Source organism: Kocuria sp. SM24M-10, from assembly GCF_001027955.1.
Classification (GTDB): domain Bacteria; phylum Actinomycetota; class Actinomycetes; order Actinomycetales; family Micrococcaceae; genus Kocuria; species Kocuria oceani.
On record NZ_LDNX01000101.1, the window covers coordinates 1 to 22582 of the forward strand.

20 protein-coding genes and 1 pseudogene are annotated in these 22582 nt (G+C 73.5%); 6 read left to right on the forward strand and 15 right to left on the reverse strand.

Features of this window, described 5'->3' with window-relative positions; translation table 11 throughout:
• Together ABL57_RS11205 and ABL57_RS11210 are read left to right on the forward strand one after the other, a co-directional pair.
• A pseudogene (locus ABL57_RS11205) lies at positions 1–301 on the forward strand (ABC transporter); the annotation flags it as partial.
• Positions 298–1101: an ABC transporter permease gene (locus tag ABL57_RS11210; protein ID WP_047803561.1), complete on the forward strand. Its 804-nt coding sequence runs from the start codon at positions 298–300 to the stop codon at positions 1099–1101. The pseudogene ABL57_RS11205 and the gene ABL57_RS11210, both read left to right, overlap by 4 nt.
• 40 nt (positions 1102–1141) lie before the next feature.
• On the opposite strand, the gene ABL57_RS11215 is transcribed toward ABL57_RS11210, so the two are convergent.
• Genes ABL57_RS11215 through ABL57_RS11230 form a run of 4 tightly spaced genes read right to left on the reverse strand, consistent with a single transcriptional unit; the run spans position 1142 to position 5975 of the window.
• Positions 1142–2158 (reverse strand): magnesium and cobalt transport protein CorA, encoded by a 1017-nt coding sequence (locus ABL57_RS11215; protein ID WP_047803562.1) that lies wholly within the window; start codon positions 2156–2158, stop codon positions 1142–1144.
• Positions 2159–2213: 55 nt separating this feature from the next.
• On the reverse strand, positions 2214–3113 hold the full coding sequence (locus ABL57_RS11220) for a sugar ABC transporter permease (RefSeq protein WP_047803563.1): 900 nt from the start codon (positions 3111–3113) through the stop codon (positions 2214–2216).
• Between the two features lies 1 nt (position 3114).
• A complete protein-coding gene (locus ABL57_RS11225; RefSeq protein ID WP_047803564.1) occupies positions 3115–4746 on the reverse strand; it encodes an ABC transporter permease subunit in 1632 nt (543 codons plus the stop codon).
• Positions 4743–5975 (reverse strand): maltose ABC transporter substrate-binding protein, encoded by a 1233-nt coding sequence (locus ABL57_RS11230; protein ID WP_047803565.1) that lies wholly within the window; start codon positions 5973–5975, stop codon positions 4743–4745. The genes ABL57_RS11225 and ABL57_RS11230 overlap by 4 nt, the downstream gene beginning before the upstream one ends.
• A gap of 238 nt (positions 5976–6213) precedes the next feature.
• On the opposite strand from ABL57_RS11230, the gene ABL57_RS11235 reads away from it, so the two are divergent.
• Together ABL57_RS11235 and ABL57_RS11240 are read left to right on the forward strand one after the other, a co-directional pair.
• The gene (locus tag ABL57_RS11235) at positions 6214–7941 is read left to right on the forward strand and encodes an alpha-amylase family glycosyl hydrolase (protein ID WP_053004924.1); all 1728 of its coding nucleotides are present in this window, start codon (positions 6214–6216) and stop codon (positions 7939–7941) included.
• A complete protein-coding gene (locus tag ABL57_RS11240; protein ID WP_082157401.1) occupies positions 7938–8966 on the forward strand; it encodes a LacI family DNA-binding transcriptional regulator in 1029 nt (342 codons plus the stop codon). The genes ABL57_RS11235 and ABL57_RS11240 overlap by 4 nt, the downstream gene beginning before the upstream one ends.
• A 74-nt stretch (positions 8967–9040) precedes the next feature.
• On the opposite strand, the gene ABL57_RS11245 is transcribed toward ABL57_RS11240, so the two are convergent.
• From ABL57_RS11245 to ABL57_RS11265, 5 genes are all read right to left on the reverse strand, one after another.
• Positions 9041–10603 (reverse strand): molybdopterin-dependent oxidoreductase, encoded by a 1563-nt coding sequence (locus ABL57_RS11245; protein ID WP_047803568.1) that lies wholly within the window; start codon positions 10601–10603, stop codon positions 9041–9043.
• Between the two features lie 12 nt (positions 10604–10615).
• Positions 10616–11641: an ArsA family ATPase gene (locus ABL57_RS11250; RefSeq protein ID WP_047803569.1), complete on the reverse strand. Its 1026-nt coding sequence runs from the start codon at positions 11639–11641 to the stop codon at positions 10616–10618.
• Positions 11632–11907 carry a cory-CC-star protein gene (locus tag ABL57_RS11255; RefSeq protein WP_047803570.1) on the reverse strand — a complete coding sequence of 92 codons (276 nt, stop codon included), beginning with the start codon at positions 11905–11907 and terminating at the stop codon, positions 11632–11634. The genes ABL57_RS11250 and ABL57_RS11255 overlap by 10 nt, the downstream gene beginning before the upstream one ends.
• A gap of 4 nt (positions 11908–11911) precedes the next feature.
• Positions 11912–13618, reverse strand: coding sequence for a carbon starvation protein A (locus ABL57_RS11260; RefSeq protein WP_047803571.1), 1707 nt, complete (start codon positions 13616–13618; stop codon positions 11912–11914).
• 65 nt (positions 13619–13683) lie between these two features.
• Positions 13684–14481: a VOC family protein gene (locus ABL57_RS11265; protein WP_047803572.1), complete on the reverse strand. Its 798-nt coding sequence runs from the start codon at positions 14479–14481 to the stop codon at positions 13684–13686.
• Between the two features lie 211 nt (positions 14482–14692).
• Between ABL57_RS11265 and ABL57_RS11270 the strand changes: the two genes are divergently transcribed.
• Complete coding sequence (locus ABL57_RS11270; protein ID WP_047803573.1) at positions 14693–15199, forward strand: glutathione peroxidase; 507 nt, start codon at positions 14693–14695, stop codon at positions 15197–15199.
• Positions 15200–15208: 9 nt separating this feature from the next.
• Here ABL57_RS11270 and rocD read toward each other — a convergent pair whose 3' ends face one another.
• The gene (gene rocD / locus ABL57_RS11275; RefSeq protein ID WP_047803574.1) at positions 15209–16456 is read right to left on the reverse strand and encodes an ornithine--oxo-acid transaminase; all 1248 of its coding nucleotides are present in this window, start codon (positions 16454–16456) and stop codon (positions 15209–15211) included.
• A 132-nt stretch (positions 16457–16588) separates the two neighbouring features.
• On the opposite strand from rocD, the gene ABL57_RS11280 reads away from it, so the two are divergent.
• Positions 16589–17476, forward strand: a complete 888-nt coding sequence (locus tag ABL57_RS11280) for an alpha/beta fold hydrolase (protein ID WP_047803575.1) — start codon at positions 16589–16591, stop codon at positions 17474–17476.
• A 39-nt stretch (positions 17477–17515) separates the two neighbouring features.
• Here ABL57_RS11280 and ABL57_RS11285 read toward each other — a convergent pair whose 3' ends face one another.
• From ABL57_RS11285 to ABL57_RS11305, 5 genes are all read right to left on the reverse strand, one after another.
• On the reverse strand, positions 17516–17980 hold the full coding sequence (locus ABL57_RS11285) for a ribose-5-phosphate isomerase (RefSeq protein WP_047803635.1): 465 nt from the start codon (positions 17978–17980) through the stop codon (positions 17516–17518).
• 101 nt (positions 17981–18081) lie between these two features.
• The gene (locus tag ABL57_RS11290; protein ID WP_082157403.1) at positions 18082–18831 is read right to left on the reverse strand and encodes a triose-phosphate isomerase; all 750 of its coding nucleotides are present in this window, start codon (positions 18829–18831) and stop codon (positions 18082–18084) included.
• A 9-nt stretch (positions 18832–18840) separates the two neighbouring features.
• Positions 18841–20577, reverse strand: coding sequence for a dihydroxyacetone kinase family protein (locus ABL57_RS11295; protein WP_047803576.1), 1737 nt, complete (start codon positions 20575–20577; stop codon positions 18841–18843).
• Between the two features lie 101 nt (positions 20578–20678).
• Positions 20679–21674, reverse strand: coding sequence for a 3-hydroxyacyl-CoA dehydrogenase family protein (locus tag ABL57_RS11300; RefSeq protein ID WP_047803637.1), 996 nt, complete (start codon positions 21672–21674; stop codon positions 20679–20681).
• A gap of 174 nt (positions 21675–21848) precedes the next feature.
• Positions 21849–22562 carry a GntR family transcriptional regulator gene (locus tag ABL57_RS11305; RefSeq protein WP_047803638.1) on the reverse strand — a complete coding sequence of 238 codons (714 nt, stop codon included), beginning with the start codon at positions 22560–22562 and terminating at the stop codon, positions 21849–21851.
• Positions 22563–22582: the final 20 nt, after the last annotated feature.

Here is a 22582-nt window from a genome sequence, read left to right on the forward strand (position 1 = left end):
CAACCCCTACGCAGTCCGGGCCGCGGCCCGCGCCGCCGGGGCCGCCGCCGAGCCGGAGGCGGCCGCGACCGGGGAGGGCACGCGCGTCGTCGTCGCCGTCGAGCACGGCGAGCGCGTGCTGCCGGGCCTGCTGCGCGAACTCGATCGCAGCGGCCACCCGGCGCGGACCGCGGAGCTGGCCCGCCCGACCCTCGACGACGTCTTCCTGCGGCTCACCGGCCGGAGCCTGCGCGAGCAGGACCCGAGCCCGTCCGAGGCCGGCCCGGCCGCCGAGGCCCCGAGCGTGGGAGCGGCCCCGTGACCACCGTCCCGCCTCCTCGCAAGGCGCCCGGAGCCCAGGCCCGCCCGGCCGGTGTGCTGCACGACTCCGTCAGCGTCTTCGTCCGCGAGCTGCGCCCGGTGGTCCGCGACCCCTTCAGCCTGGTGTTCTCGCTCGTGCAGCCGCTGATGTTCCTGGCCCTCTTCGGCCCGCTCCTGGGCGGGATGACCGGGCTGCCCCTCGACCAGGCCTTCCAGTGGTTCGTGCCGGGCATCGTGGTGATGATCGCGCTGTTCGGCACCGCCATGACCGGGTCGAACCTGCTGTTCGAGATCCAGTCCGGGGCGCACGAGCGGATGCTGGTGGCCCCCGTGTCCCGCTCGTCCCTCATGGTGGGGCGGGCGTGCAAGGAGATGGTGCCGCTGGTCCTGCAGGCCCTGGTGCTCTCCGGGGTGGCCGCGCTCGCCGGCTTCCGCCCGTCCCTGCCCGGCATGGTGGTGGGCCTGGCGATCCTCGCGGTCTTCGGGGTGGGGCTGGGCGCGCTGAGCTACGCCCTGGCCATCGTCTCGCGGAACCGGGACTGGATGTTCTGGACCGTGCAGCAGGGACTGCTGTTCCCGCTCATGCTGCTCTCCGGGATGCTCCTGCCCCTCGAGGCCGGCCCGCGCTGGATGCAGGCGCTCTCCCGGTTCAACCCGCTCACCTACATGGTCGACGCCGAGCGGGCCCTGTTCAACGGCCGGTTCGGCGACCCCTCCGTCGCGGCCGGCGCGCTCGCGGCGGCCGCACTGGCCGCCCTGGGGCTGGCCGTGGGGATCCGCGCGATGCGCCACAGCGTCTGAGACCCGGCGTCCGCACGCCGGGGCGCTCCCCCGGCGCCGCTCACAGCCACTTCTTCCACTTGAACACCCCGTAGAGCACCAGGCCCATGCCGAGCATGGCCAGCAGCGCGAACGGATAGCCCAGCGGCCACGCGAGCTCCGGCATGTGCTCGAAGTTCATCCCGTACACCGTGCCCACCAGGGTGGGGGCGAAGAGGATGGCCGCCCAGGAGGAGATCCGCTTGACCTCCTCGCTCTGCGCCAGGGCGGACTCGGTGAGCCGCTGCATCTCGTCGTTCTGCCGCTGCCCCACGAGGGTCGCGTGCACCGTGAGGGCGTTCTGCAGCAGCGCCCGGAACGAGTCGGCGCGGTCCGCGGCGCGGATGGCGTGGTCCTGCACGTCCCGCAGCCGGGTCTGCAGCTCCGCGTCCAGGCCGTACTTCTCGGAGCCGCGCTGCAGGGCGTCGAGCATGTGCACCAGCGGGTGCACGGCGCGCTGGAACTCGATCACCTCGCGGGAGAGCTCGTAGATGCGGCGGGAGACGTCCTGGTCCGCGGCGAAGATCTCGTCCTCGATCTCGTCGATGTCGTTCTCCAGCCCCGCGAGGACGGGCAGGTAGCGGTCGACCACCTCGTCGAGGATCCCGTACAGCACCGCCTGCGGGCCCATCCGCAGCAGCTCCGGCGAGGTCTCCAGCCGGTGGCGCACCGCAGCCAGGTCGGGGGACTCGGCGTGCCGGACGGTGACCACGAAGTCGGCGCCCACGAAGACGTGCAGCTCCCCGAACTCGACCTTCTCCACGTCGTCCAGGTACCGGGCCGGGCGCAGCACCACGAAGAGGGTGTCCCCGAAGCGCTCCAGCTTGGCGCGCTGGTGGCCCTTGAGGGCGTCCTCGACGGCGAGGGGGTGCAGGCCGAACTCCTGGGCCACGGACTGCACCTCGGCGGTCCCGGGGCGGTAGAGCCCGATCCACGCCATGCCGCCGCGGGCGCGCAGGGCCGCGTAGGTCTCGTCGAGGTCGCGCGGGCTGGAGGTCCGCACCCCGCTCACGTACACCGCGTTGTCCACCAGCGTCACCGCGCACCGCCTTCCGTCCGTCCCGGGTCCCGCCCCATCATGGCAGGACCCGGCGTCAGCCCTTCACCGCGCCGCCGGTCAGCCCGGAGACGATGTAGCGCTGCAGGAACAGGAACAGCACGACCACCGGGATCGCCGCCAGGATCGCCCCGGCGGTGAACACGCCCCAGTTCTCCCCGAACTGCACGGAGACGAACTGGTAGAGCCCCACGGCCAGCGTGTACTTCTCCGGGTCCTGCAGCACGATCTGGGCGAGCAGGAAGTCCGAGAAGGACGCGATGAAGGACAGCATCCCGACCACCACGAGGATGGGGGTGACCAGCGGCAGGATCATGGTCCAGTAGATCTGGGCGTGGGAGGCGCCGTCGAGCTCCGCGGCCTCGTCCAGGTCCTTGGGGATCGTGTTGAAGAAGCCGTACATGAGGAACGTGTTGGCCCCCAGCGCCCCGCCCAGGTAGACGGCCACCAGGCCCAGCCGGGAGTTCAGGCCCAGGACCGGGTAGACCTCGGAGATCGCGAACAGCAGCAGGAAGATCGCCACGAACGCCAGCAGCTGCGGGAACATCTGGATCACCAGCAGGGCCAGCAGCCCGCCCCGGCGGGAGCGGAAGCGGAAGCGGGAGAACGCGTAGGCCGCGGCCGCGCCCATCAGCACCGTGCCCGCGGCCGTGCTGACCGAGACGAACAGCGAGTTGCCGAACCAGGTCAGGTAGGGCTTCTGCGGGTCGCTGAGCAGGTCGGCGTAGTTGGCCCCCGTGAGGTCCGAGAACAGCTGGTTGGACCCCAGCAGGGACCCCGAGGCGGACAGCGACGCGGAGAAGGCGTAGACCAGCGGGAAGAGGGCGAAGACGCACGCGGCGATGGCGGCCAGGTGCTTCCACCCGCCGCGGGCGAAGCGCCGGCCCGCCGAGGGCCGCCGGCGCGGGGACGTGGTGGGAGTCGTGGGGGTGGACATGTCAGCTGATCTCCTCGAGAGCCTTGCTGCGGCGGAACGTCAGCGCGGAGACGACGGCCACCATGATGAAGATGAGGATGGACAGAGCCGAGGCCAGACCGTAGTCGTTGGTGCCGCCGGCGAACGCGATCTTGTAGACGAACGAGATGAGGATGTCCGTGGCGCCCACCCCGGTGGTGGACTCCAGGTCCTGCGGGCCGCCGCCGGTGAGCAGGTAGACCACGTTGAAGTTGTTGAAGTTCATGGCGAAGGACGCGATGAGCAGCGGGCCCACGGCCACCATGAGCATCGGCAGGGTGATCGAGCCGAACTGGCGCACCGGGCCGGCCCCGTCCATCTCGGCCGACTCGTAGAGCTCCCCGGGGATGGCCTGCAGGGCCCCGGTGGTCACGAGGAACATGTACGGGAAGCCCAGCCAGAGGTTGACCAGCAGCAGCGAGAGCTTGGCCAGCCAGGGGTTCTCCAGCCAGGGCACCCCCGTCCCGCCCAGCAGGACCTCGTTGACGAAGCCGAAGTCCGTGTTGAGCAGGCCCGCCCAGATGAGGATGGACAGGAACGCGGGGAAGGCGTAGGGCAGGAAGACGACGGCGCGGTAGACGTTGCGGAACCTCAGCCTCTCGTCGTTGAACAGGATCGCCAGCAGCAGGCCCAGGAAGAAGGTCAGCGCCACCGACAGGACGGCGAAGGCGAAGGTCCACAGGGTCACGGCGACGAACGGTCCGCCCAGGACGGCCGGGTCGAAGATCGCCCCGAAGTTGTCCAGGCCCACGAACACCCGCCAGCCGGGGCGCAGGACCTCGCCGTCGGGGCCGGCGAACGCGCCCTCGCCGTTGTCGGCGTAGACGGTGCCGTCCGCGGCGACCATCGCGTCGGCGGCCTCGTCGTAGGCGAGCGTGGGCTCGTAGGCGTAGGCGGTGCGGCCGTCGTCGGTGCGCAGCGCACCGTCCTCGGCCTGCCCGCTCACCGGGACCCGCAGCTCCCCGAGCTCGTCCTGGGCGCCGACGACCTCCGCGTAGGAGAGGACCTCGTGGCCGGGCGCCTCGACGACGCGCCCCTCCGTGACCGCGGCCCCCTCGAGCGGGGCCAGCGGCCGGTCCGCAGCACCCACGAGCACCCGGTCGTCCTGCACGGCGGCCAGCGCCAGCCCGTCCGGGCCCTCGAGCACCGTGACGGCGTACGCCTCGGAGCCCTCGACCCGCTGCTCGTACGTGGTGGTGAGCTGGGTGATCGCCGCGTCCTTGGTGGCGTTGTGCCCGTCCCCGTAGTTCGTGAACGCCGTGGCGGCGGTGTAGACCAGCACGAAGACCTGGAAGACCAGCAGGAAGGCCAGCCCGGGGAACAGGTACTTGGCGGGCAGCAGCCTGCGGGCCGGCAGGAAGTACACGAGGTCGGCGGCGAGGAGGGCCGCGGCGAGGAACACCAGGATGCCCCAGCTGCCGACGGCCCAGGCCGCCAGGATGCCGAAGAGGCCGAAGGCGTTGATCAGCGCCATCAGGACCAGCTTGACCACGAAGCCCGGGCCGAACCCCCGGGAGTGGGCGTGCCGGCGCTCGCGGGGGGCACCGGGCGCGGTGTCCCCGTCGGCCGTCCCGGAGGTGGCCGTCCCGTCCCGGGTGGTGGTGCTCGTGCTCATGAGATCTGTCCTTCGATGTTGTCGATCATGCGGTCCCACAGCTCCACGGGATCCCCGCGGCCGTCCACGACGGCGTTCTCGGTGGTGCCCCAGAAGCTCCACACGGCGCCCATCTCGGGAATGGCCGGCATGGGCAGGCCCGACTCGGCGATCCGCGCGTAGGCCGAGCGCAGCGGATCACCCTGCATCCGGTCCACGGCCACCTGGCTGGCCGGCGGCCGTCCCGTGCTCTCGTACAGGGCCGTCTGGGCCTCGGGGCGGGTGAGGTAGTTGGCGGCGAAGTCCTGGGCGGCGACCGGGTTGGCGGCGTGGGCGTTGACGAAGAACGCCTGGACGCCCACGAACGGGCGGGACTGCTCGTCCCCGGCCGGGGGCACGGGCAGGACGCTCACGTCCATCCCGGCGGCCTCGACGTCGGTCAGCTCCCACGGCCCGCCCAGATGGAAGGCGGACTCCCCGGTGAGGAAGGACTCCTTGGCGATGTCCGGGCTCATGGACGTGCGCAGGTCCCCGCTCCGCCCGAGGTCCTGCAGGTAGCGGGCGAAGGCGTGCCCGTCCGGGCCGCCCATGGTGAGGGTGCCGGTGTACTCCCCCTCCTCGGTGCGCTCGAACACCTCGGCGCCGAAGGAGGTCTGCAGGGCGTACAGGTGGTAGGGATCCCCGGCCTCCGCGGACTGGCTGACCGTGAACGGGTACTCGATGCCCTGCTCGTCCATGAGCCGGTGGCCGACGGCCCGCAGCTCGTCGAAGCTCGCCGGGTCCTCGGTGGTGAGCTCGTTGTTGCGCAGCAGGGCCACGTTCTCGATCGCGTAGGGCACCCCGTAGCTGACGCCGTCGTAGACCACGGCGTCGCGGGCGTTCGCCGAGAAGTCCGCGGCGCGCTCGCCCAGCTCCACCGGGACCACCACGCCGTTGGAGGCCAGCTGGCCGAGGTTGTCGTGCGGCGAGACGATGATGTCCGGGGCCTGCCCCGTGGGCGCCTGGGAGATGAAGTTGGAGATCGCCTGCGCGTTGACCTCCCGCTGGACGAACTCCACCTCCACCCCGGAGTCCGCGGTGAAGTCCGCGGCGATCTCGCGCAGGGCCGGGATCTCGTCGTCGCCGGCCTGGATCCTGATGCTGCCGGGCCCGCCGGCCAGACCGGCGACTCCGGCCGTGGGCGCGGAGGAGCACCCTGCGAGCAGGAGCACGGCCGCGGCCGCGACGGCCGTCCGGGGGATGCGTTTCATGGTGGGGGTTCCTCGGGGTCGGGCGCGATCGGGGCGTCCGGTCGGCGGCGGGGCGGCGCGGGCCGCGAGCTGCCGGTCCCGGGGGTCCGGTACGACGCCCGCACCGCGCTGAGTGAGACAGGTCACTACTGTAAGCGCTACCATTATCCCTGTCCACAGCGCTCAATCAGCCGACTGATCAGGGCGGAACGCGTGTAAGCGTTTCCACAACGGCGGTCCTGTCCGTAAGATGCCGCACATGCTGACGACCTCCGGCACACTGCCGTCCCTGCGCCTCACCCCTCTCCACGACCGCGACCGGGAGCCGAGGTGGTGGCGCTCCTCGGTGATCTACCAGGTGTACCCGCGCTCCTTCCGGGACCTCGACGGGGACGGTCTCGGCGACCTCGCCGGCATCACCGCCGAGCTGGGGCAGCTGGCCGAGCTCGACATCGACGCCCTGTGGCTCTCGCCCTTCTACCCGTCCCCGCAGCGCGACGGCGGCTACGACGTGAGCGACTACTGCGACGTCGACCCCGCCCTCGGGACCCTGGCCGACTTCGACGCCCTGGTGGCCGCGGCGGACGAGCTGTCCGTGAAGGTGATCGTCGACCTGGTCCCCAACCACTGCTCCACCGAGCACGTGCTGTTCCAGCGGGCCCTCGCGGCGGGGCCGGGCAGCCCCGAGCGCGGCCTGTTCGTCTTCCGGGACGGCCGGGGACCGTCCGGGGAGCTGCCCCCGAACAACTGGCAGTCCCACTTCGGGGGCCCCGCCTGGACCCGGGTGACGGAGCCCGGCGGAGCCCCCGGCCAGTGGTACCTGCACCTGTTCGACTCCTCCCAGCCGGACTTCGACTGGGACAACGAGCAGGTCCGGCAGGAGTTCGAGCGGATCCTGCGCTTCTGGCTCGACCGCGGAGTGGCCGGCTTCCGGGTGGACGTGGCCCACGCGCTGATCAAGGCGAAGGGGCTGCCCGACTGGGGCGGGCGCGCCGACGGCGGCAGCGTCCCCGGCTACCCCTTCAACGACGCCCCGATGTTCGGCCAGCCGCAGATCCACGACATCTACCGCCGCTGGCGCGAGGTGCTGGCGGAGTACGACGGCGAGCGGATCCTCTGCGCCGAGGCCAGTGTGGAGCCGCTGACCCGGCTGGCCGACTGGGTGCGCCCGGACCAGATGCACCAGACCTTCAACTTCTCCTACCTGGCCGCGCCCTGGGACGCGGCGGAGCTGCGGCGGATCATCACCTCCTCCCTCGAGGCGTTCGACGCCGTCGGGGCCCCCACCACCTGGGTGCTGTCCAACCACGACGTGGTGCGCCACGCGACCCGTCTCGGCCTGGGCGCGAACCCCGCCCGGCCCGGCGACGGCATCGGCCCCGAGGACGAGCAGCCGGACCACGTCCGCGGAGCCCGGCGGGCGGACGCCGCCTCCCTGCTCATGCTCGGGCTGCCGGGCGGCGTCTACCTGTACCAGGGGGAGGAGCTCGGGCTGCCGGACCACACGGGCCTGCCCGCCGAGGTCCGCCAGGACCCCACCTACCACCGCACCGGCGGGGCGCGGCTCGGCCGCGACGGCTGCCGGGTGCCGCTGCCGTGGACCCGCTCCGGCGCGTCTCTCGGCTACAGTGCCAACGGCAGGTCCTGGCTCCCGCAGCCCCCGGGCTGGGCGGAGCTCTCGCGCGAGGCGCAGCGGGAGGACCCGGCCTCCACGCTGTCCCTCTACCGCGCCGCCCTGGCGCTGCGGCGGGCGCACGGGCTCGGATCGGGCTCGCTCGCCTGGGTGGAGGACCTCGGCGGGCCGGGCTGCCTGGGCCTGGTCAACAACGACGTCCTGGTGCTGCTGAACACCGGTGACGCCGCGGTGGAGCTGCCGGACCTGCCGGTGCTGCTGCGCAGCCGTCCCGGGACGTCCGCGCCCCACGTCCTGAACCCGGAGGAGTGCATATGGCTGCAGACGGAGGACCACGGCACGACGGGTCCGTGAGCCCACCGCGGCTCCAGGACGTCGCCGCCCGGGCCGGGGTGTCCACGGCCACGGTCTCCCGCGCCCTCAGCGGCAAGGGCCACGTGTCCTCCCGGGCCCGGGCACGGGTGCAGCAGGCCGCCCACGAGCTGGGCTTCGTGGTGTCCTACCACGCCTCCAGCCTGGCCAGCGGGCGCAGCCGCAACATTGGGGTGGTGCTGCCCTACGTGGACCGGTGGTACTTCTCCACCGTGCTCGAGGGCGTGGCCGGGGCGCTCATGGAGGCCGGCTACGACCTGTCCCTCTACAACTTCGAGGGCGACCGCTACCGGGAGACGGTGCTGACCGACTTCCTGCTGCGCAAGCGGCTCGACGCCGCCGTGGCGATCTCCCTGCATCTGAACCCGGCCGAGACGCAGCAGCTGCTCGCCGCCGGGATCCCCGTGCTCGGGGTGGGCGGGCCCCTGGTGGGCGCGCCCACCATCAGCATCGACGACCACGACGTCGGGCGCCGTGCGACCGAGCACCTGATCGCGCTCGGCCACCGCCGGATCGCCCACCTCGGCGGCGCCGAGGAGTTCGGCAGCCACTTCCCCATGTCCAGCGACCGCCGCGCCGGCTGGGAGGGGGCCATGGCCGCCGCCGGGCTGGCGGCCGGCCCGGCCTGGTCGGTCGTCTCGGACTACACCTTCACCGACGCCTACCAGCGGGCCAAGAACCTGTTGGCGGACCCGGCCGACCGCCCCACCGCGATCTTCGCGGCCTCCGACGAGATGGCCGCCGGGGCGGTCCTGGCGGCGCGCGACCTCGGCCTGACCGTGCCCGGGGAGCTGTCCGTGATCGGCGTCGACGCCCACCCCATCGGGGAGGCCTTCGGCCTGACCACCATCGACCAGCACGCCCGGGAGCAGGGGGTGCACGCCGTCGAGCGGCTGCTGGAGCACCTGGCCGGGACGAACCACGAGCCGGTCCACGAGGTGCTCCCGGCGCACTTCGTGGTGCGCTCCTCCACCGGGCCGGTCCCCGGCTCCGCCGGTCGTTCCTGACCTCGGCCGGACAACGCCCCCGCCGGGCCCGCCCGGCGGGGGCGTTGTCCGGCGGGCGGGCCCGGCGGGGTCGGTCAGGCCACCGTGAACGTCCGCTCGTGCCACCCGGAGGCCCCGTCCGGGGCCGGCGGGGCCTGCTCGGCGGTCTGGACGGTCCCGTCCCGGTCCACCGCCCGCACCCGCGCGGTGTGCCGGCCGCCGGGCAGCTCGGTGCGCAGCACCCACTGCCGCCACGTGTCGTCGGAGGGCACCTCGCCCAGGTCGGCCTCCTGCCACGGGCCCTCGTCCACGCTGACCTGCACGGCGGCGATCCCGGTGTCCTGGGCCCAGGCCGTGCCGGCGAGGACGACCTCCCCGGCGTCCACGCGGCCTCCGTCCCGGGGCACCTCGATCCGGGAGGCGGTCTTGATCGGCCCGCGCGCCGACCAGCCGCGGGGGGTCCAGTAGCCCTCGTCGCGGTCGAAGCGGGTGACCTTCAGGTCCACCAGCCACTTGGTGGCGGACACGTAGCCGTAGAGCCCGGAGACGACCATGCGCACCGGGTAGCCGTGCTCGAACGGCAGCGGCTCCCCGTTCATGGTCACGGCCAGCAGGGAGTCCCGGCCCGGGTCCAGCAGCGCCTCGAGCGGGGTCCCGGCGGTGAAGCCGTCCTGGGACGTCGAGAGCACCATGTCGGCGCCCGGCTGCACGCCGGCCTCGGCGAGCAGCTCCCGGATGGGCACGCCCGTCCACACCGCGTTGCCCACCAGGTCCCCGCCCACGGGGTTGGACACGCACGCCAGCGTCACGGCGCGCTCGAGCAGCGCCCGGCCGGTGAGGTCCTCGAAGCGCAGCGTCAGCTCCCGGTCGACCATGCCGTGGATCCGCAGCTCCCACTCGGCCACGTCGATCCGCGGGACGGCCAGGGCGGTGTCGATGCGGTAGAAGTCCTCGGCCGGGGTCAGCCACGGCTCCACCCCCTCGATCCCGAGGTCCGTGCCGGCGGGGATCGTCTCCCGCACCGCCGGGGCGGGGATCCGCAGCATCTCCCGCGCCGCGGGCACCCGGGCGGCCGCGGCGGAGGCCCAGCGCCCGGCCACCCCGGCGGCGGCGCCCAGCACGGCCACGGCCGCGGAGACCCGGACGAAGCCCCGCCGGTCGAGGCCGCCCCGGGCGTCCTCCGGCGCCTCGGCCCGGCGGGTGAGCACCGTGAGGAACAGCGCCCCGGCGGCCGTGCCGACGACGACGGGGACCGCGTCCGCGACGCCCGCCCCGGCCCGGGTGAGCACCGCCAGCAGGCCGACGAGCCCCAGCACGCCGAGCAGCACGGCGCCCATCGGGCGGTTGGCGCGCTGGGCGGCCCCGAGACCGGCGCCGATCGCCACGAGGCCGGCGGCCATGACGAGCAGGAGCACGAGCTTGTCGGCGGTGCCGAACAGGGCGATCGCCGCGTCCTTCACGGGGGCGGGGACGGCGTCCACGATCACCCCGCCCACGGCGGTGAGCGGCGCGCCGACCGGCCCGGTGACCCAGGCCAGCAGCTCCGCCAGCCCCACGGCGAGGGCCGTCGCGGCGACACCGGCCAGGACCCACGGGCCGGCGCCGGCGGAGCGCCGTCGTTCCGGTCCGGCGTCCGTGCGGGGGGAGGTGGTGGTCATGGGCCCAGGATCTCAGCCGGGCCTGTGCCCCGCCTGGGCGAGCGCCGCCGCGAACCGTTCGAGGGCCGGCTCGCCCACCACGTCCCCCGGCAGCAGCGGGACCTGCAGCAGCGGAAGGTCCGGCAGCGCCTCGCGCAGGGCGGCCACGTGCGTCTCCTCGAGGGCGCGGCGCTCGGCGAGGAAGGCCCCGGCGTCGGCCGGGGAGCGCTTGTTGACCACCAGCGCCCCCACGTGCACCCCGGCGCGGACCAGCTGCCCGTGCAGCTCGACCGTCTCCAGCACGGGCAGCCGCTCGGCGGCCAGCACGATCACGAAGGCGCAGCACCGGGGATCCACCAGGACCTCGCGCAACGTCTCGAAGCGGGCGCGCCGGCGCAGCAGGATGCGCCGGATCTCGAGGTCGCGCTCCTCCCGGGGGTCCCGGGGGCGCTCGGTGCCCACGATGCTCTCGGCCGCCTCGTCCCGGTCCTCGAGCCCGCGCAGCGCGGCGCCGAACCGCTCCGCCCGGGCCCGGCGCCGCAGCAGGCCCTCGGTCCAGGCGGACATGATCTCCGGCAGGGCCATGAGGCGGGCGGTGTGCCCGGAGGGCGCGGTGTCGAAGACCACGAGGTCGTAGTCCTCCAGGCCCGTCTCCACCAGCTGGGCGACCCGCTCCAGGACCGCGGACTCGTGGGTGCCGGGCGAGTCGCGGGCGAGCCGCATGTGCTTGTCGACCTCCCCGGCGAGGTGCTCGGGCATGAGCCTGCGGACGGTGGCGCCCACGGCGGCGAGGTGGGCCTCGGTGGTGGCGAGCGGGTCCACCTCGATCCCGTCGAGGTGGCCGCCGCCGGGAACCCGGACCAGCGGGGTGATCCGGTCCCCCACCGGGCGCTCCCAGAGGTGGCCGAGGTTGTGGGCGGGGTCGGTCGAGACCACGAGCACCCGCCGGCCCGACCGGGCCTGGGCGAGGGCCGTGGCGGAGGCGACGGCGGTCTTGCCGACGCCGCCCTTGCCGCCCACGAACAGGACCCGGCGGGCCGCGGCGAGCTCTAGCAGCATGAGATGTGCTCCAGGGGCGAGCGCTCCATGCCCATCCGCCGGTGCCAGTCGTGGAACCGGTCGTAGACCACGGGGAGCAGCTCCACGGTGTAGTAGCTGGCGGGGTTGGGCACCCCGAGGGCCTCGGAGAGCACCAGCATCATGAACAGGTCCTCCTCGTCGCGCTGGGCGCGGGCGAAGGTCCGGCGGTAGGGGGCCGCGTAGAACTCGCGCAGGCCCGCCCCGAGGCGGGCCCGCGCGGTGCGCCACCGCTGCGGGAGCGTCACCGGCTCACAGGGAGCGGTCCCGCCCGGCCGCGCTGGGCAGCGGCTCCTCGTCGAGCTCCGGCGGATTCTTCCGGGCGTGGGACATCGCGATCGCGGACTCGAAGATCACCCACACGGCCGCGATCAGGATGACGATGTCGAGCACGAGCAGGAACCAGTTCTCCGCGGCCCAGAACTGCCCCAGCTGCACGATCAGCGCGTAGACGGACATCACGAGCAGGAACACCAGCGGCACCAGGACGGGCAGGACCGGGCGGCCCTTGCGCAGCAGGATCACCGCGATCATGGACAGCGTCAGGCCGGCCAGCAGCTGGTTCGAGGTCCCGAACAGCGGCCAGATGAGCATGCCGCCCGAGCCGTCCGCGCCGGCGCTGAAGGTCAGCCCCATGGCCACCGCGAGGACGATGAGGGTGGCGACCACCTTGCCGATGGTGACGCCCATGATGTGCCCGGCCTCCTGCACCACGAAGCGCTGCAGGCGGATGCCGGTGTCCATGGTCGTGGCCGCGAAGAGCACGGCCATCGTCGCGAGGATGGTCGCGCTCAGCGACGGGGGGATGCCGAGGCCGGAGTTCACGACCGAGGCGCCGCCCTCGACGAACGCGGCCACGCCGCCCTGGCCGAACGCGCTGTACACGGCCTCCCAGTCGGCGATCGTGCGGAAGCCGGCGGTCGTGGCGATGATCGCGCCCAGCGCCAGGAGGCCCTCGCCGACGGCGCCGAAGTAGCCGACGAAGCGGGCGTCCGTCTCCTTGTCCAGCTGCTTGGAGGACGTCCCCGAGGCCACGATGCCGTGGAACCCGGAGATCGCCCCGCACGCGATGGTCACGAACAGCAGCGGCACGATGCTCGGGGTGCCCGCGGGCACGGACTCGTTGAAGGCCGGGGCCACCACGGTCGGGGCGGAGATCAGCACCGCGCCGTAGAGGATGCCCAGGGCGATGAAAAGCTGCAGGCCGTTGATGTAGTCGCGGGGCTGCAGGAGCATCCATACGGGCAGCACGGACGCGATGCCCGCGTAGACGAAGAGCACCACGATCCAGAACGCGTTGGCCGGCAGGCCCAGGACCGTCTCCGGCAGGACCACCGGGAAGCGGTCGCCGAGCAGGATGAGGGCGTAGAGGGCCACGACGCCCACCACGGACACGACGGCGAGGTTCCACTTGTAGCGGTAGACCGCCTGGCCGATGAGCAGCGCCACGACGATGGCGCCCCACGTGGGGATCACCGCGGTGGGCGTGCCGACCAGGAGGTTGGAGATCACCACGGCGAACGCGGCGTTGACCATGAGCAGCACGAGGAAGATCACGACCAGGAACAGGTTCCGTCCCCGGTGGCCGATGTACTTCCCGGACAGCGACCCGATGGACCTGCCCTGGTGCCGGTTGGACGCCCACAGGGCGCCCAGGTCGTGGACGCCGGCGAAGAAGACGGTGCCGAGCGTCACCCAGAGGAAGGCGGGCACCCATCCCCAGATCACCGCGATGGCCGGGCCGACGATGGGCGCGGCACCGGCCACGGAGGTGAAGTGGTGGCCCCACAGCACGTACTTGTTGGTGGGGACGTAGTCGACGCCGTCGCCCAGCTCGTGGGCGGGGGTGACGAAGGAGTCCTGGAGCTTGTAGATCCGGCGGGCGACGAACTTCGAGTAGAGGAGGTACCCGAGGATCATCATGGCCACGCCGACGACGGCGAGGACGATGGAATTCATCTCGATCCCAATCTGTGCGGAGGCGGGGTGGATGTCTGCTGGGTCACAATCCTACCGCCGCCCCGTCACTCCTCCGGGACCGGGCCCTGTCCGGGTGCCATGAGCGCGAAGGACTCCCGGTCCGGGCCCGCCACCACCGCGAGCCGCCCGTAGGCGAAGTCGAAGGGCTCCTCCACGACCGATCCGCCGGCGGCTCGAACGCGGTCGGCGGCCGCGTCGACGCCCTCCACCTGGAAGCACACGGACCACGCCGAGGGCGCGTCCTGCGCGGCGGGGTCCGTCCCGCCGATCCCGCCCGCCGGGCGGTCGCCTCGCGGCACCGTGAAGGTGGCGTAGGGGACGCCGTCCCCGCCGGTCTCCTCGTAGTGGTAGCCGAACACCGCTGCGTAGAAGTCGCGGGCGGTGCGGTGGTCGGGCGTCGTGAGGTCGCACCACACCACGGCGCCGGGGACGTCGACGGCCTCGAAGCCGATGTGCTCACCGGACTGCCACATCCCGAAGACGGCTCCGGCGGGGTCCCGCCAGACGCCCGTCCGGCCCAGCGGGCCGATGTCCGTGGGCCCCCTCAGCTGCGTGCCCCCGGCGTCCAGGACCCGCTGCGCGCCCAGCTCGATCCGGTCCGCGGCGAGGTACACCTGCCACACGGGGGGCGCACCGGCCCGGTCCGGGTCCGCGGGGGACAGCCCGGCCACGCGGGCCCCGTCCACGAGGGCGTTGCAGTAGCCGCCGTGCTCGGGCCGCGGGTCGTCGTACTGCCAGCCGAGGACCTGCCGGTAGAACTCCTGCGTCCGGGCGAGGTCGGAGGCCACGAGGTCCGTCCAGCAGGGCGTTCCCGCAGGCCACGGTTCGGTGTGCTGCGTCATCACGGGCTCCTTCCGACACGGTCAGGGTACGCCGGGCCCCGCGCCCCCCGACCGCCCCGCCCGAGGATCGTTATCCACCCGTCCCCGTCCCTCCCCCCTCACTCCGAGGCGCGAGGTTGCGGACCTTGGGGCCGGGGTCCGGGGGTCCGCGGACGGGGTCAGGGGCATGATGGGAGCGGACCGTCGTCGCCGAACGCCCGGGAGGCCTCCCATGACCACGCTGCACGACTTCACCGCCACCACCCTGGACGGGCGCGATCAGCCGCTGTCCGCCTACGCCGGGAAGGTGGTGCTCGTGGTCAACTCGGCGAGCCGGTGCGGGTTCACACCGCAGTACGAGGGCCTCGAGCAGCTGTGGCGCAACTTCAAGCAGGAGGGCTTCGTGGTGCTCGGCTTCCCCTGCGACCAGTTCGGCCACCAGGAACCGGGCACCGAGGAGGAGATCGCCGACTTCTGCAGCCGCAACTACGGCGTCACGTTCCCGATGTTCGCGAAGGTCGACGTAAACGGCCCCGGCGCCCACCCGCTGTGGGCCTGGCTGCGGGAAGAGCGCAACGGGGTCCTGGGCGACGCCATCAAGTGGAACTTCACCAAGTTCCTGGTGGGCCGGGACGGCCGGGTGCTCCGCCGCTTCGCCCCGCGGACCGCACCGGCCCAGCTGGCCGGCAGCATCGAGTCCGCCCTGGCCCACGACGAGGCGCCCGGCCGCGCCGGGTGAGCGCGCGGCTCAGGCGGCCGCCATCTCCCGGAGCACTGCGGACAGGGCGGCCAGGCCCTTCTCCAGCTCCTCCTCCGTGATCACCAGCGGCGGGCTCAGCCGCACGGTCGCGCCGTGCGTGTCCTTGGCGATCACCCCGTGCGCCACCAGCCGCTCGCAGCACTCGCGGCCGGTGCCCAGGCGCGGGTCGATGTCGATCCCGGCCCACAGTCCGCGCCCGCGCACGGCGGTGAGGCCCAGCGGCGCGAGCTCGGCGAGACCGGCGTGCAGCCTCTCCCCCCGCTCCCGCGCCGCCCGCTGGGGCTCCCCGGTGGACAGCAGCCCGACGACGGCGCGGCCGACGGCGCCGGCCAGCGGGTTGCCGCCGAAGGTGCTGCCGTGCTGGCCCGGCCGCAGCACCGACAGGACCTCGGCGCGGCCCACGACCGCGGAGACCGGCAGGACGCCCCCGCCCAGGGCCTTGCCCAGCAGGTACAGGTCCGCCTCCACGCCCTCGTGCTCGCAGGCCAGCGTCCGGCCCGTGCGGCCCAGCCCGGACTGGATCTCGTCGGCGACGAGCAGGACGCCGCGCTCGGCGGTGCACCGCCGGACGCCCGCCAGGTAGCCCGGCGGCGGCACGATCACCCCGGCCTCGCCCTGGATCGGCTCCAGCAGCACCGCCACGGTGTCGTCCGTGAGCGCGGCCTCGAGCGCGGCGAGGTCCCCGAAGGGCACGGTGTCGAAGCCCGGGGTGTAGGGGCCGTAGTCGCGGTGCGCGTCGGCGTCGTCGGAGAAGCTGACGACCGTGGTGGTGCGGCCGTGGAAGTTGCCCGCCGCCACGACGATCCGTGCCCGGCCCGGGGCCACCCCCTTGCGCTCGTAGCCCCACTTCCGGGCGACCTTGATCGCCGACTCGACGGCCTCGGCGCCGGTGTTCATCGGCAGCATCATGTCCTGGCCGAGCAGCTCGCACAGCTCCCGGGCGAAGGGCCCGAGCTGGTCGTTGTGCACGGCACGGCTGGTCAGCGTCACCCGCTCCAGCTGGGCCCGTGCGGCCGCCAGGACCGCCGGGTGGCCGTGCCCGAGGTTCAGCGCCGAGTAGCCGGCGAGGAAGTCCAGGTACTCCCGGCCCTCCACGTCCGTGAGGGTGGCACCGTGCGCCCGGGCGACGACGACCTCCAGCGGGGAGTAGGTTCGGGCCGTGTACCGCTCGGCCGCGGCCGCGAGCTGCTGCGAGGCGGTCGCCCGGCCGGCGACGTGGACGGGGGCGTGGTTCATGGGGGTGTCTCCCGGTCGCGTCCTGGTGTTTCCTTGAGCATGTGCGCTCCGGCCCGCCGGGACAACCCCCGCGCCGGGTCCTCCGGGCCCACCCCGGGGCGCGCTTCGCCGATCCGACCGCCAGGAGGAACCGTGCTCGCCGACTTCGCCCCCCAGGACGTCCCCGTCCCCGACGGCGTGGTCCACGCCCGCACGGGCGGCGACGGCCCGCCCGTGCTGCTGCTGCACGGCTTCCCGCAGACGCACGCGATGTGGCACGCCCTGGCCCCCGTGCTCGCCGAGGAGTTCACCGTGGTCGCCGCCGACCTGCGCGGCTACGGCCGCTCCTGGACGGACAGCGAGGACTTCACCTTCCGGGCGATGGCCGCCGACCAGGTCCGGCTCATGCGCGCCCTGGGGCACGACCGGTTCCACGTCGTCGGGCACGACCGTGGCGCCCGGACCGCCCACCGCATGGCCTTCGACGCCCCCGAGGCGGTGCTCTCGGTCGCCCTGCTCGACATCCTGCCCACGCTGGAGGTGTGGCGGTCGATGGACGCCTGGCTGGTGCAGAAGTACTACCACTGGGCCTTCCTCGCCCAGGGCGGCGGACTGCCGCAGACGCTGATCGGCCACGACCCCGTCCACTTCGTGCGCGCGACGCTGCAGGGCCTCAGCGGCACCGAGGTCGGGTTCCACCCCGCCGCGCTCGCCGCCTACGAGGAGGCCGCGCGCGACCCGTCCGTGGTCGACGCCTGGTGCCGCGACTACCGCGCCGCGGCCGGACCGGACGTGGAGATCGACCGGGCCGACGAGGACGCCCGGCTCGAGCTCCCCGCGCTGGTCCTGTGGGGCGCCCGCGGCCGGGTGGGCGCCCGGGAGGACCCGCTCGAGCTGTGGCGGCGGCACTTCCCCCGGGCCGCGGGCCGGGCCGTGGACGCCGGCCACTTCCTCGCCGAGGAGCGCCCGGAGGAGGTCACGGCCGCGGTCCTGGCGCACCTGCGCGCCGCGGAGGCGCAGCCGGGCCCCCGGCACGGCTGAGCGTGGCGGGGGCCCGGTGATGCCGGTGCGGGCGTGCGGTCAGTCGTTCTCGTACTTGGTGATCGCCTCGACCTTGGCCGCCGAGGCGCTGGCCGGGTCGAAGACGTAGCCGATCCACTCCTTGGCCAGGCGCCGGGCCAGCTCGAGGCCGACGACCCGCTGGCCCATGCACAGCACCTGGGCGTTGTTGGAGAGCACCGAGCGCTCCACCGAGTAGGAGTCGTGGGCGGTCACCGCCCGGATGCCCGGGACCTTGTTCGCCGAGATCGCCACGCCCAGGCCCGTGCCGCAGATCAGCAGCGCCCGGTCGGCCTCCCCGGAGGCGACCTTCCGGGCCGCCTCCACGGCCACGTGCGGGTAGTCGGTGTTCTCGGTCTTCGAGACCCCGACGTCCACCACGCTCTCCACGCGGTCGTCGGCCTCCAGGTCCCGGCGCAGGGCCTCCTTGTAGTCGAATCCGGCGTCGTCGCCGCCGATCACGATCCGCAGCTTCTGCTCGCTCATGGGGTGCTCCTTCATCTCGTCGTTCACTGTCCGATGGTCTTTTCCCGGGTGCGGTGGTCCGTGGGTCCGGGTGGTCCGTGGGTGCGGGTGCCGGAGCGGCCTCAGCGGCCCGCGGCGATCTCCAGCAGCCGCAGATAACCCTCCAGCTGCCAGGCGGTGCGGCCGACGAACAGGCCGTCCACGCCGGGAATGCCCAGCAGGTCGGCGGCGTTGTCCAGGTTCACCGACCCGCCGTAGAGCAGGCCCTGCACGCGTGACCCCCAGGCCGCCGCGAGGGCGGCGAAGGGCTCGGCCAGCTCCGCGGTGGTGGCCGGGCGGCCGTGCTCACCGATCGCCCAGACGGGTTCGTAGGCGATCAGCACCCGGGCCAGCTGGTCCTCGGCCAGGCCCTCCAGGGCCCGGCCGACCTGCTCGAGGATGTGCGCCCCGGAACCGCCCGCGGCCTGCACGTGCGCCGGTTCGCCCACGCACAGCAGGGGCACCAGTCCGTGGCGCAGGGTCGCGGCGACCTTGGCCCGGACGGTCTCGTCCGTCTCGGCGAAGTGCTCGCGCCGCTCGGAGTGGCCGATCTCCACGATCCGGGCCCCGGCGTCGGCGACCTGCGGCACGGAGACCTCCCCGGTCCAGGCCCCGGCGTCCTCCCAGTGGGCGTTCTGCGCCCCCACCAGCACCCGGGGCTCCTCGGCCAGGACCTGGGCCACCGCGGCGATCGCGGTGGCCGGCGGGATCACGAAGGGCTGCACGCCCCCCAGTTCCCGTCCGGCCAGGGCCTCGGCCAGGCCCTGGGCCCAGGCGGTGGCCTCGGCCAGGGTCTTGTTCATCTTCCAGCTGGTGCCGACCCACACCGTCACGGCCGCCCCCTACCGTGCGTCCGGGCCCTGGGCGAGGAAATCGCCCAGGGCGTCCATGAGCACGGAGAAGGACAGCGCGCCGGGGTCCGGGGTGCCCAGGCTCTTGTCCCCGAGCACCTTCGAGCGCCCGCGGCGGGCGGTGATCTCCGCGGTGGCCTCGGCCGCCTGACGGGCCACCGCGGCGGCCTGCTTGATCGCGTCCGCCAGATCGGAGGAGGCCTCGAACTCCTCCAGCAGCCTCGCCCGGAACGGCAGGGCGGCGTCGACCATGGTCTTGTCCCCCGGCTGGGCCCCGCCCAGCCGCACGATCGCGTCGATCCCGGCCACGAGAGCGGCCACCACTTCCTCGGCCCCGGCGCCGGCGGAGTCGTCGAAGGCCCCGCCGGCGGCGGTCAGTGCCGCGCCCCACAGCGCCCCGGAGGTGCCGCCGGCCTCCTCGGCCCAGGCGTCACCGGCACGCACCAGGACCGTGCGGGCCCCGGCGCCGGCCTCCGCGGCGGCCCGGGCGGCGGCGGCCGCGCCCCGGGTGCCGTAGGCCATGCCCTGGCCGTGGTCGCCGTCGCCGGCGATGGCGTCCAGGCGGCCGAAGTCCTCCTCGTGCTCGGCCGCGGTGGCCTCCAGCACCTGCAGCGCCGTCAGGATCCGCCCGGTGACCTCCTGGGACTCCGGCGCGGCGGCCGGCACGTCCTCCTGCCCCGGGGTGTGCACCCCGGTGCGCGCCGGCCGGTCGGCCGTGTCCGGCGCGCCGCGGCGGAAGGCCGGGGTGTCGGCCGGGGCCAGCCAGTACCGCTCCAGCTCCTCGTCCAGGAACACCACGGTCAGCGACAGCCCGGCCATGTCGAGACTGGTGACGTGCTCGCCGACCTCCGGGGCCACCACGGTCAGCCCCTGGCCGGCCAGCCGCTCGGCCACCCGTCCGTAGACCACGAACAGCTCCTCGTACTTGACCGTGCCCAGCCCGTTGACCAGCACGGCCACCCGGCCCTCGTAGCCGTCCTGACCGCGCGCCGGCTCCTCCGCCAGCACGCCGTCGACCAGCAGGTCGGCGATCTCGTCGGCCGTGCCCATCGGCACCTCGCGCACTCCCGGCTCCCCGTGGATGCCCAGCCCGATCGCCATCTCCCCGGCCGGCACGTGGAACAGCGCCTCCCCGGCCCCGGGCAGGGTGCAGCCCTCGAAGGCCACCCCGAAGGAGCGCGTCGCGTCGTTGGCCTTCCACGCCACCCGCTCGGCCTCGTCCAGGTCGGCCCCGGCCTCGATCGCCGCACCGGCGATCTTGAACACCATCAGGTCCCCGGCGATCCCGCGCCGTTCCCGGTGCGCCTCGGCCGGGCCGGAGGCGATGTCGTCGGAGACCCGCACGATGCGCACGTCCACGCCCTCGGCGCGCAGCTTCTCGGCCGCCTGCCCGAAGTGCAGCACGTCCCCGGCGTAGTTGCCGAAGCCCAGCACCACGCCGCCGCCGTTCTCCGCCGAGCGCGCCACGGAGTACACCTGGGAGGCCGAGGGCGAGGAGAAGATGTTGCCGCACGGCGCGCCGTGGCCCATCCCCGGGCCCACCCACCCGGCGAAGGCCGGATAGTGCCCCGAGCCCCCGCCGATCACCAGCGCCGGCTGGCCCTCCGGGGTGTCGGTCGAGCGCACCACCCCGCCGTGGGCCAGGGCCACGTGCTCGGGATGAGCCGCCGCATAGCCCCGCAGCGCGTCGGACGCGAACTCCGCAGGATCGTTCACAAGAAAAGTCATCGTTCCAGCCTCGGTGGTCTCGGTGGGTCGGGGGCGGGACGGCCGCGTTCGACGTCGGGCGCCGCCGTCCCGCTCGGGGATCTCGGTACGGTGCGGCCGGCTCAGCCGGCGGGGGCGGACGCGCCGCCCTGCTGGGCGGTCTCCTCGTCGACCGGGCTGGGGCCCAGGTCCTCGAGCAGCCGGCCCATGGCCACGTAGGCCTTGTTGCGGTAGGCGACGAGGTCGTTCGAGCGTTCGGCGGGGATCTGCAGGAACCCGGCGCCGGACTTCGTGCCGAGCTTGCCGGCGTCGACGAGGTCCTGCAGGACCTTGGGCGTGGCGAAGCGCTCGGGGAACGAGGTCTGCAGGGAGGCGTAGCAGAAGGAGTAGACGTCCAGTCCCGCCATGTCCGCGATCGCGAAGGGGCCGAAGAACGGGAGGCGGAAGCCGAAGGTGGTGCGCACCAGCGTGTCGACGTCCTCGGCCGTGGCGATGCCCTCCTCGACCACCTGGGCGGCCTCGTGGAACAGGGCGTACTGCAGGCGGTTGAGGACGAAGCCCGTGACGTCCTTGACCACCGCCGCCTTCTTGCCGGTCAGCTCGACGATCTCCTTGGCCGCCTCGACCGTCTCGGGCGCGGTGGTCTCGTGGGGGATGACCTCCACGCCGGGGATGAAGGGCGCCGGGTTCGAGAAGTGCACGCCCAGGAAGCGACCCGGGTGCTCGACGACCTCGGCGAGCTGGGCGATGGAGATGGTGGAGGTGTTGGAGCCGATCACGGCGTCCGCCGGGGCGGCGTCGCTGATCCGGCGCAGCGTGGCGTGCTTGATCTCGAGCTTCTCCGGCACGGCCTCCTCCACGTAGGAGGCGTCCGCGACGGCCTCCTCGATGCTGGGGGCGGCCCACAGGTTCTCGCGCAGGCGCTCGACCGCGTCCGCCGGGAAGAGCCCGTCCGCGACGAACTGCTCCGCCTCCCCGAGGAGCCGCTCGAGGTTCCCCTCGGCGATCTCCTGGGAGATGTCGGCGAGCGCGACCCGGGCTCCGCCGAGGGCCAGCACCTGGGCGATGCCCCCGCCCATGTATCCCGAGCCGACAACCGCTACTGAACGCTGAGCCATGATCCCCATCTCCTCCGGTGTGCACGTGTTCCGTCTGTGGACACGGCGGCGCCGGAGCGCGGATCGGGAGCGACCTCGGACACCGACTCAGGCCATACCGTGTTTCCTATAGGATCCACGGACGCAGATGTGGTGTCAACCACACCGCGGCGGGAGGGCAGGTCGGAACGTGGCTCAGGCGCTCTCGTCCCGGAGGTCGCGGTCGGCGCGCTCGTACTCGCTGATCGCCCGCTCCCGCACCCCGCAGATGTGCCCGGCCATGGCGATCCGGGCCGCCGCGGCGTCACCCCGGCGCAGCGCCGTGAGGATCCGCGCGTGCTCCTCGATGGCGCTGCGCGCGTCCTGCACGCCCAGGCCGCTGAACAGCCGGAACCGGTGCACGTGCCCGCCGAGGGACTCGTAGGCGCCCAGGACGAACTTGTTGTTCGCCTGCTCCGCGATGAGCCGGTGGAAGCGCTCGTCGGCCTCCCAGTAGGAGCGGTAGTCGGAGAAGTGGGGCCCGTTCGGCGCGCCCCGGAGGTCGTCGATGGAGCGCTCGAGGGCCTCCAGGAACGGCCGGTCCGCGTGGCCGCAGGCGAGTTCGGCGTTGTAGGGCTCGATGAGCAGCCGTGCGTCCATGAGGTCCAGCAGCTCCTCGTGGGTCAGCAAGGGCGCCACGCGGTAGCCGCGCAGCGCGGCCCGGACCACCAGGCTCGTGGACTCCAGCCGCGCCAGGGCCTCCCGGACCGGCGTGGGGGAAACGCCCAGCTCGCGCGCCGTGCCGTCGATGCTGATCGGATCCCCGGACTTGAGCTCCCCGTCCATCAGGCGCGCGAGGATCTCCTTGTACACCTGGTCCGCCAGGATGCTGCGCTGCACCCACGCTCCGCCCGGAACGTCGTTCGTCATGTCGATGCCCTCGCTCACTT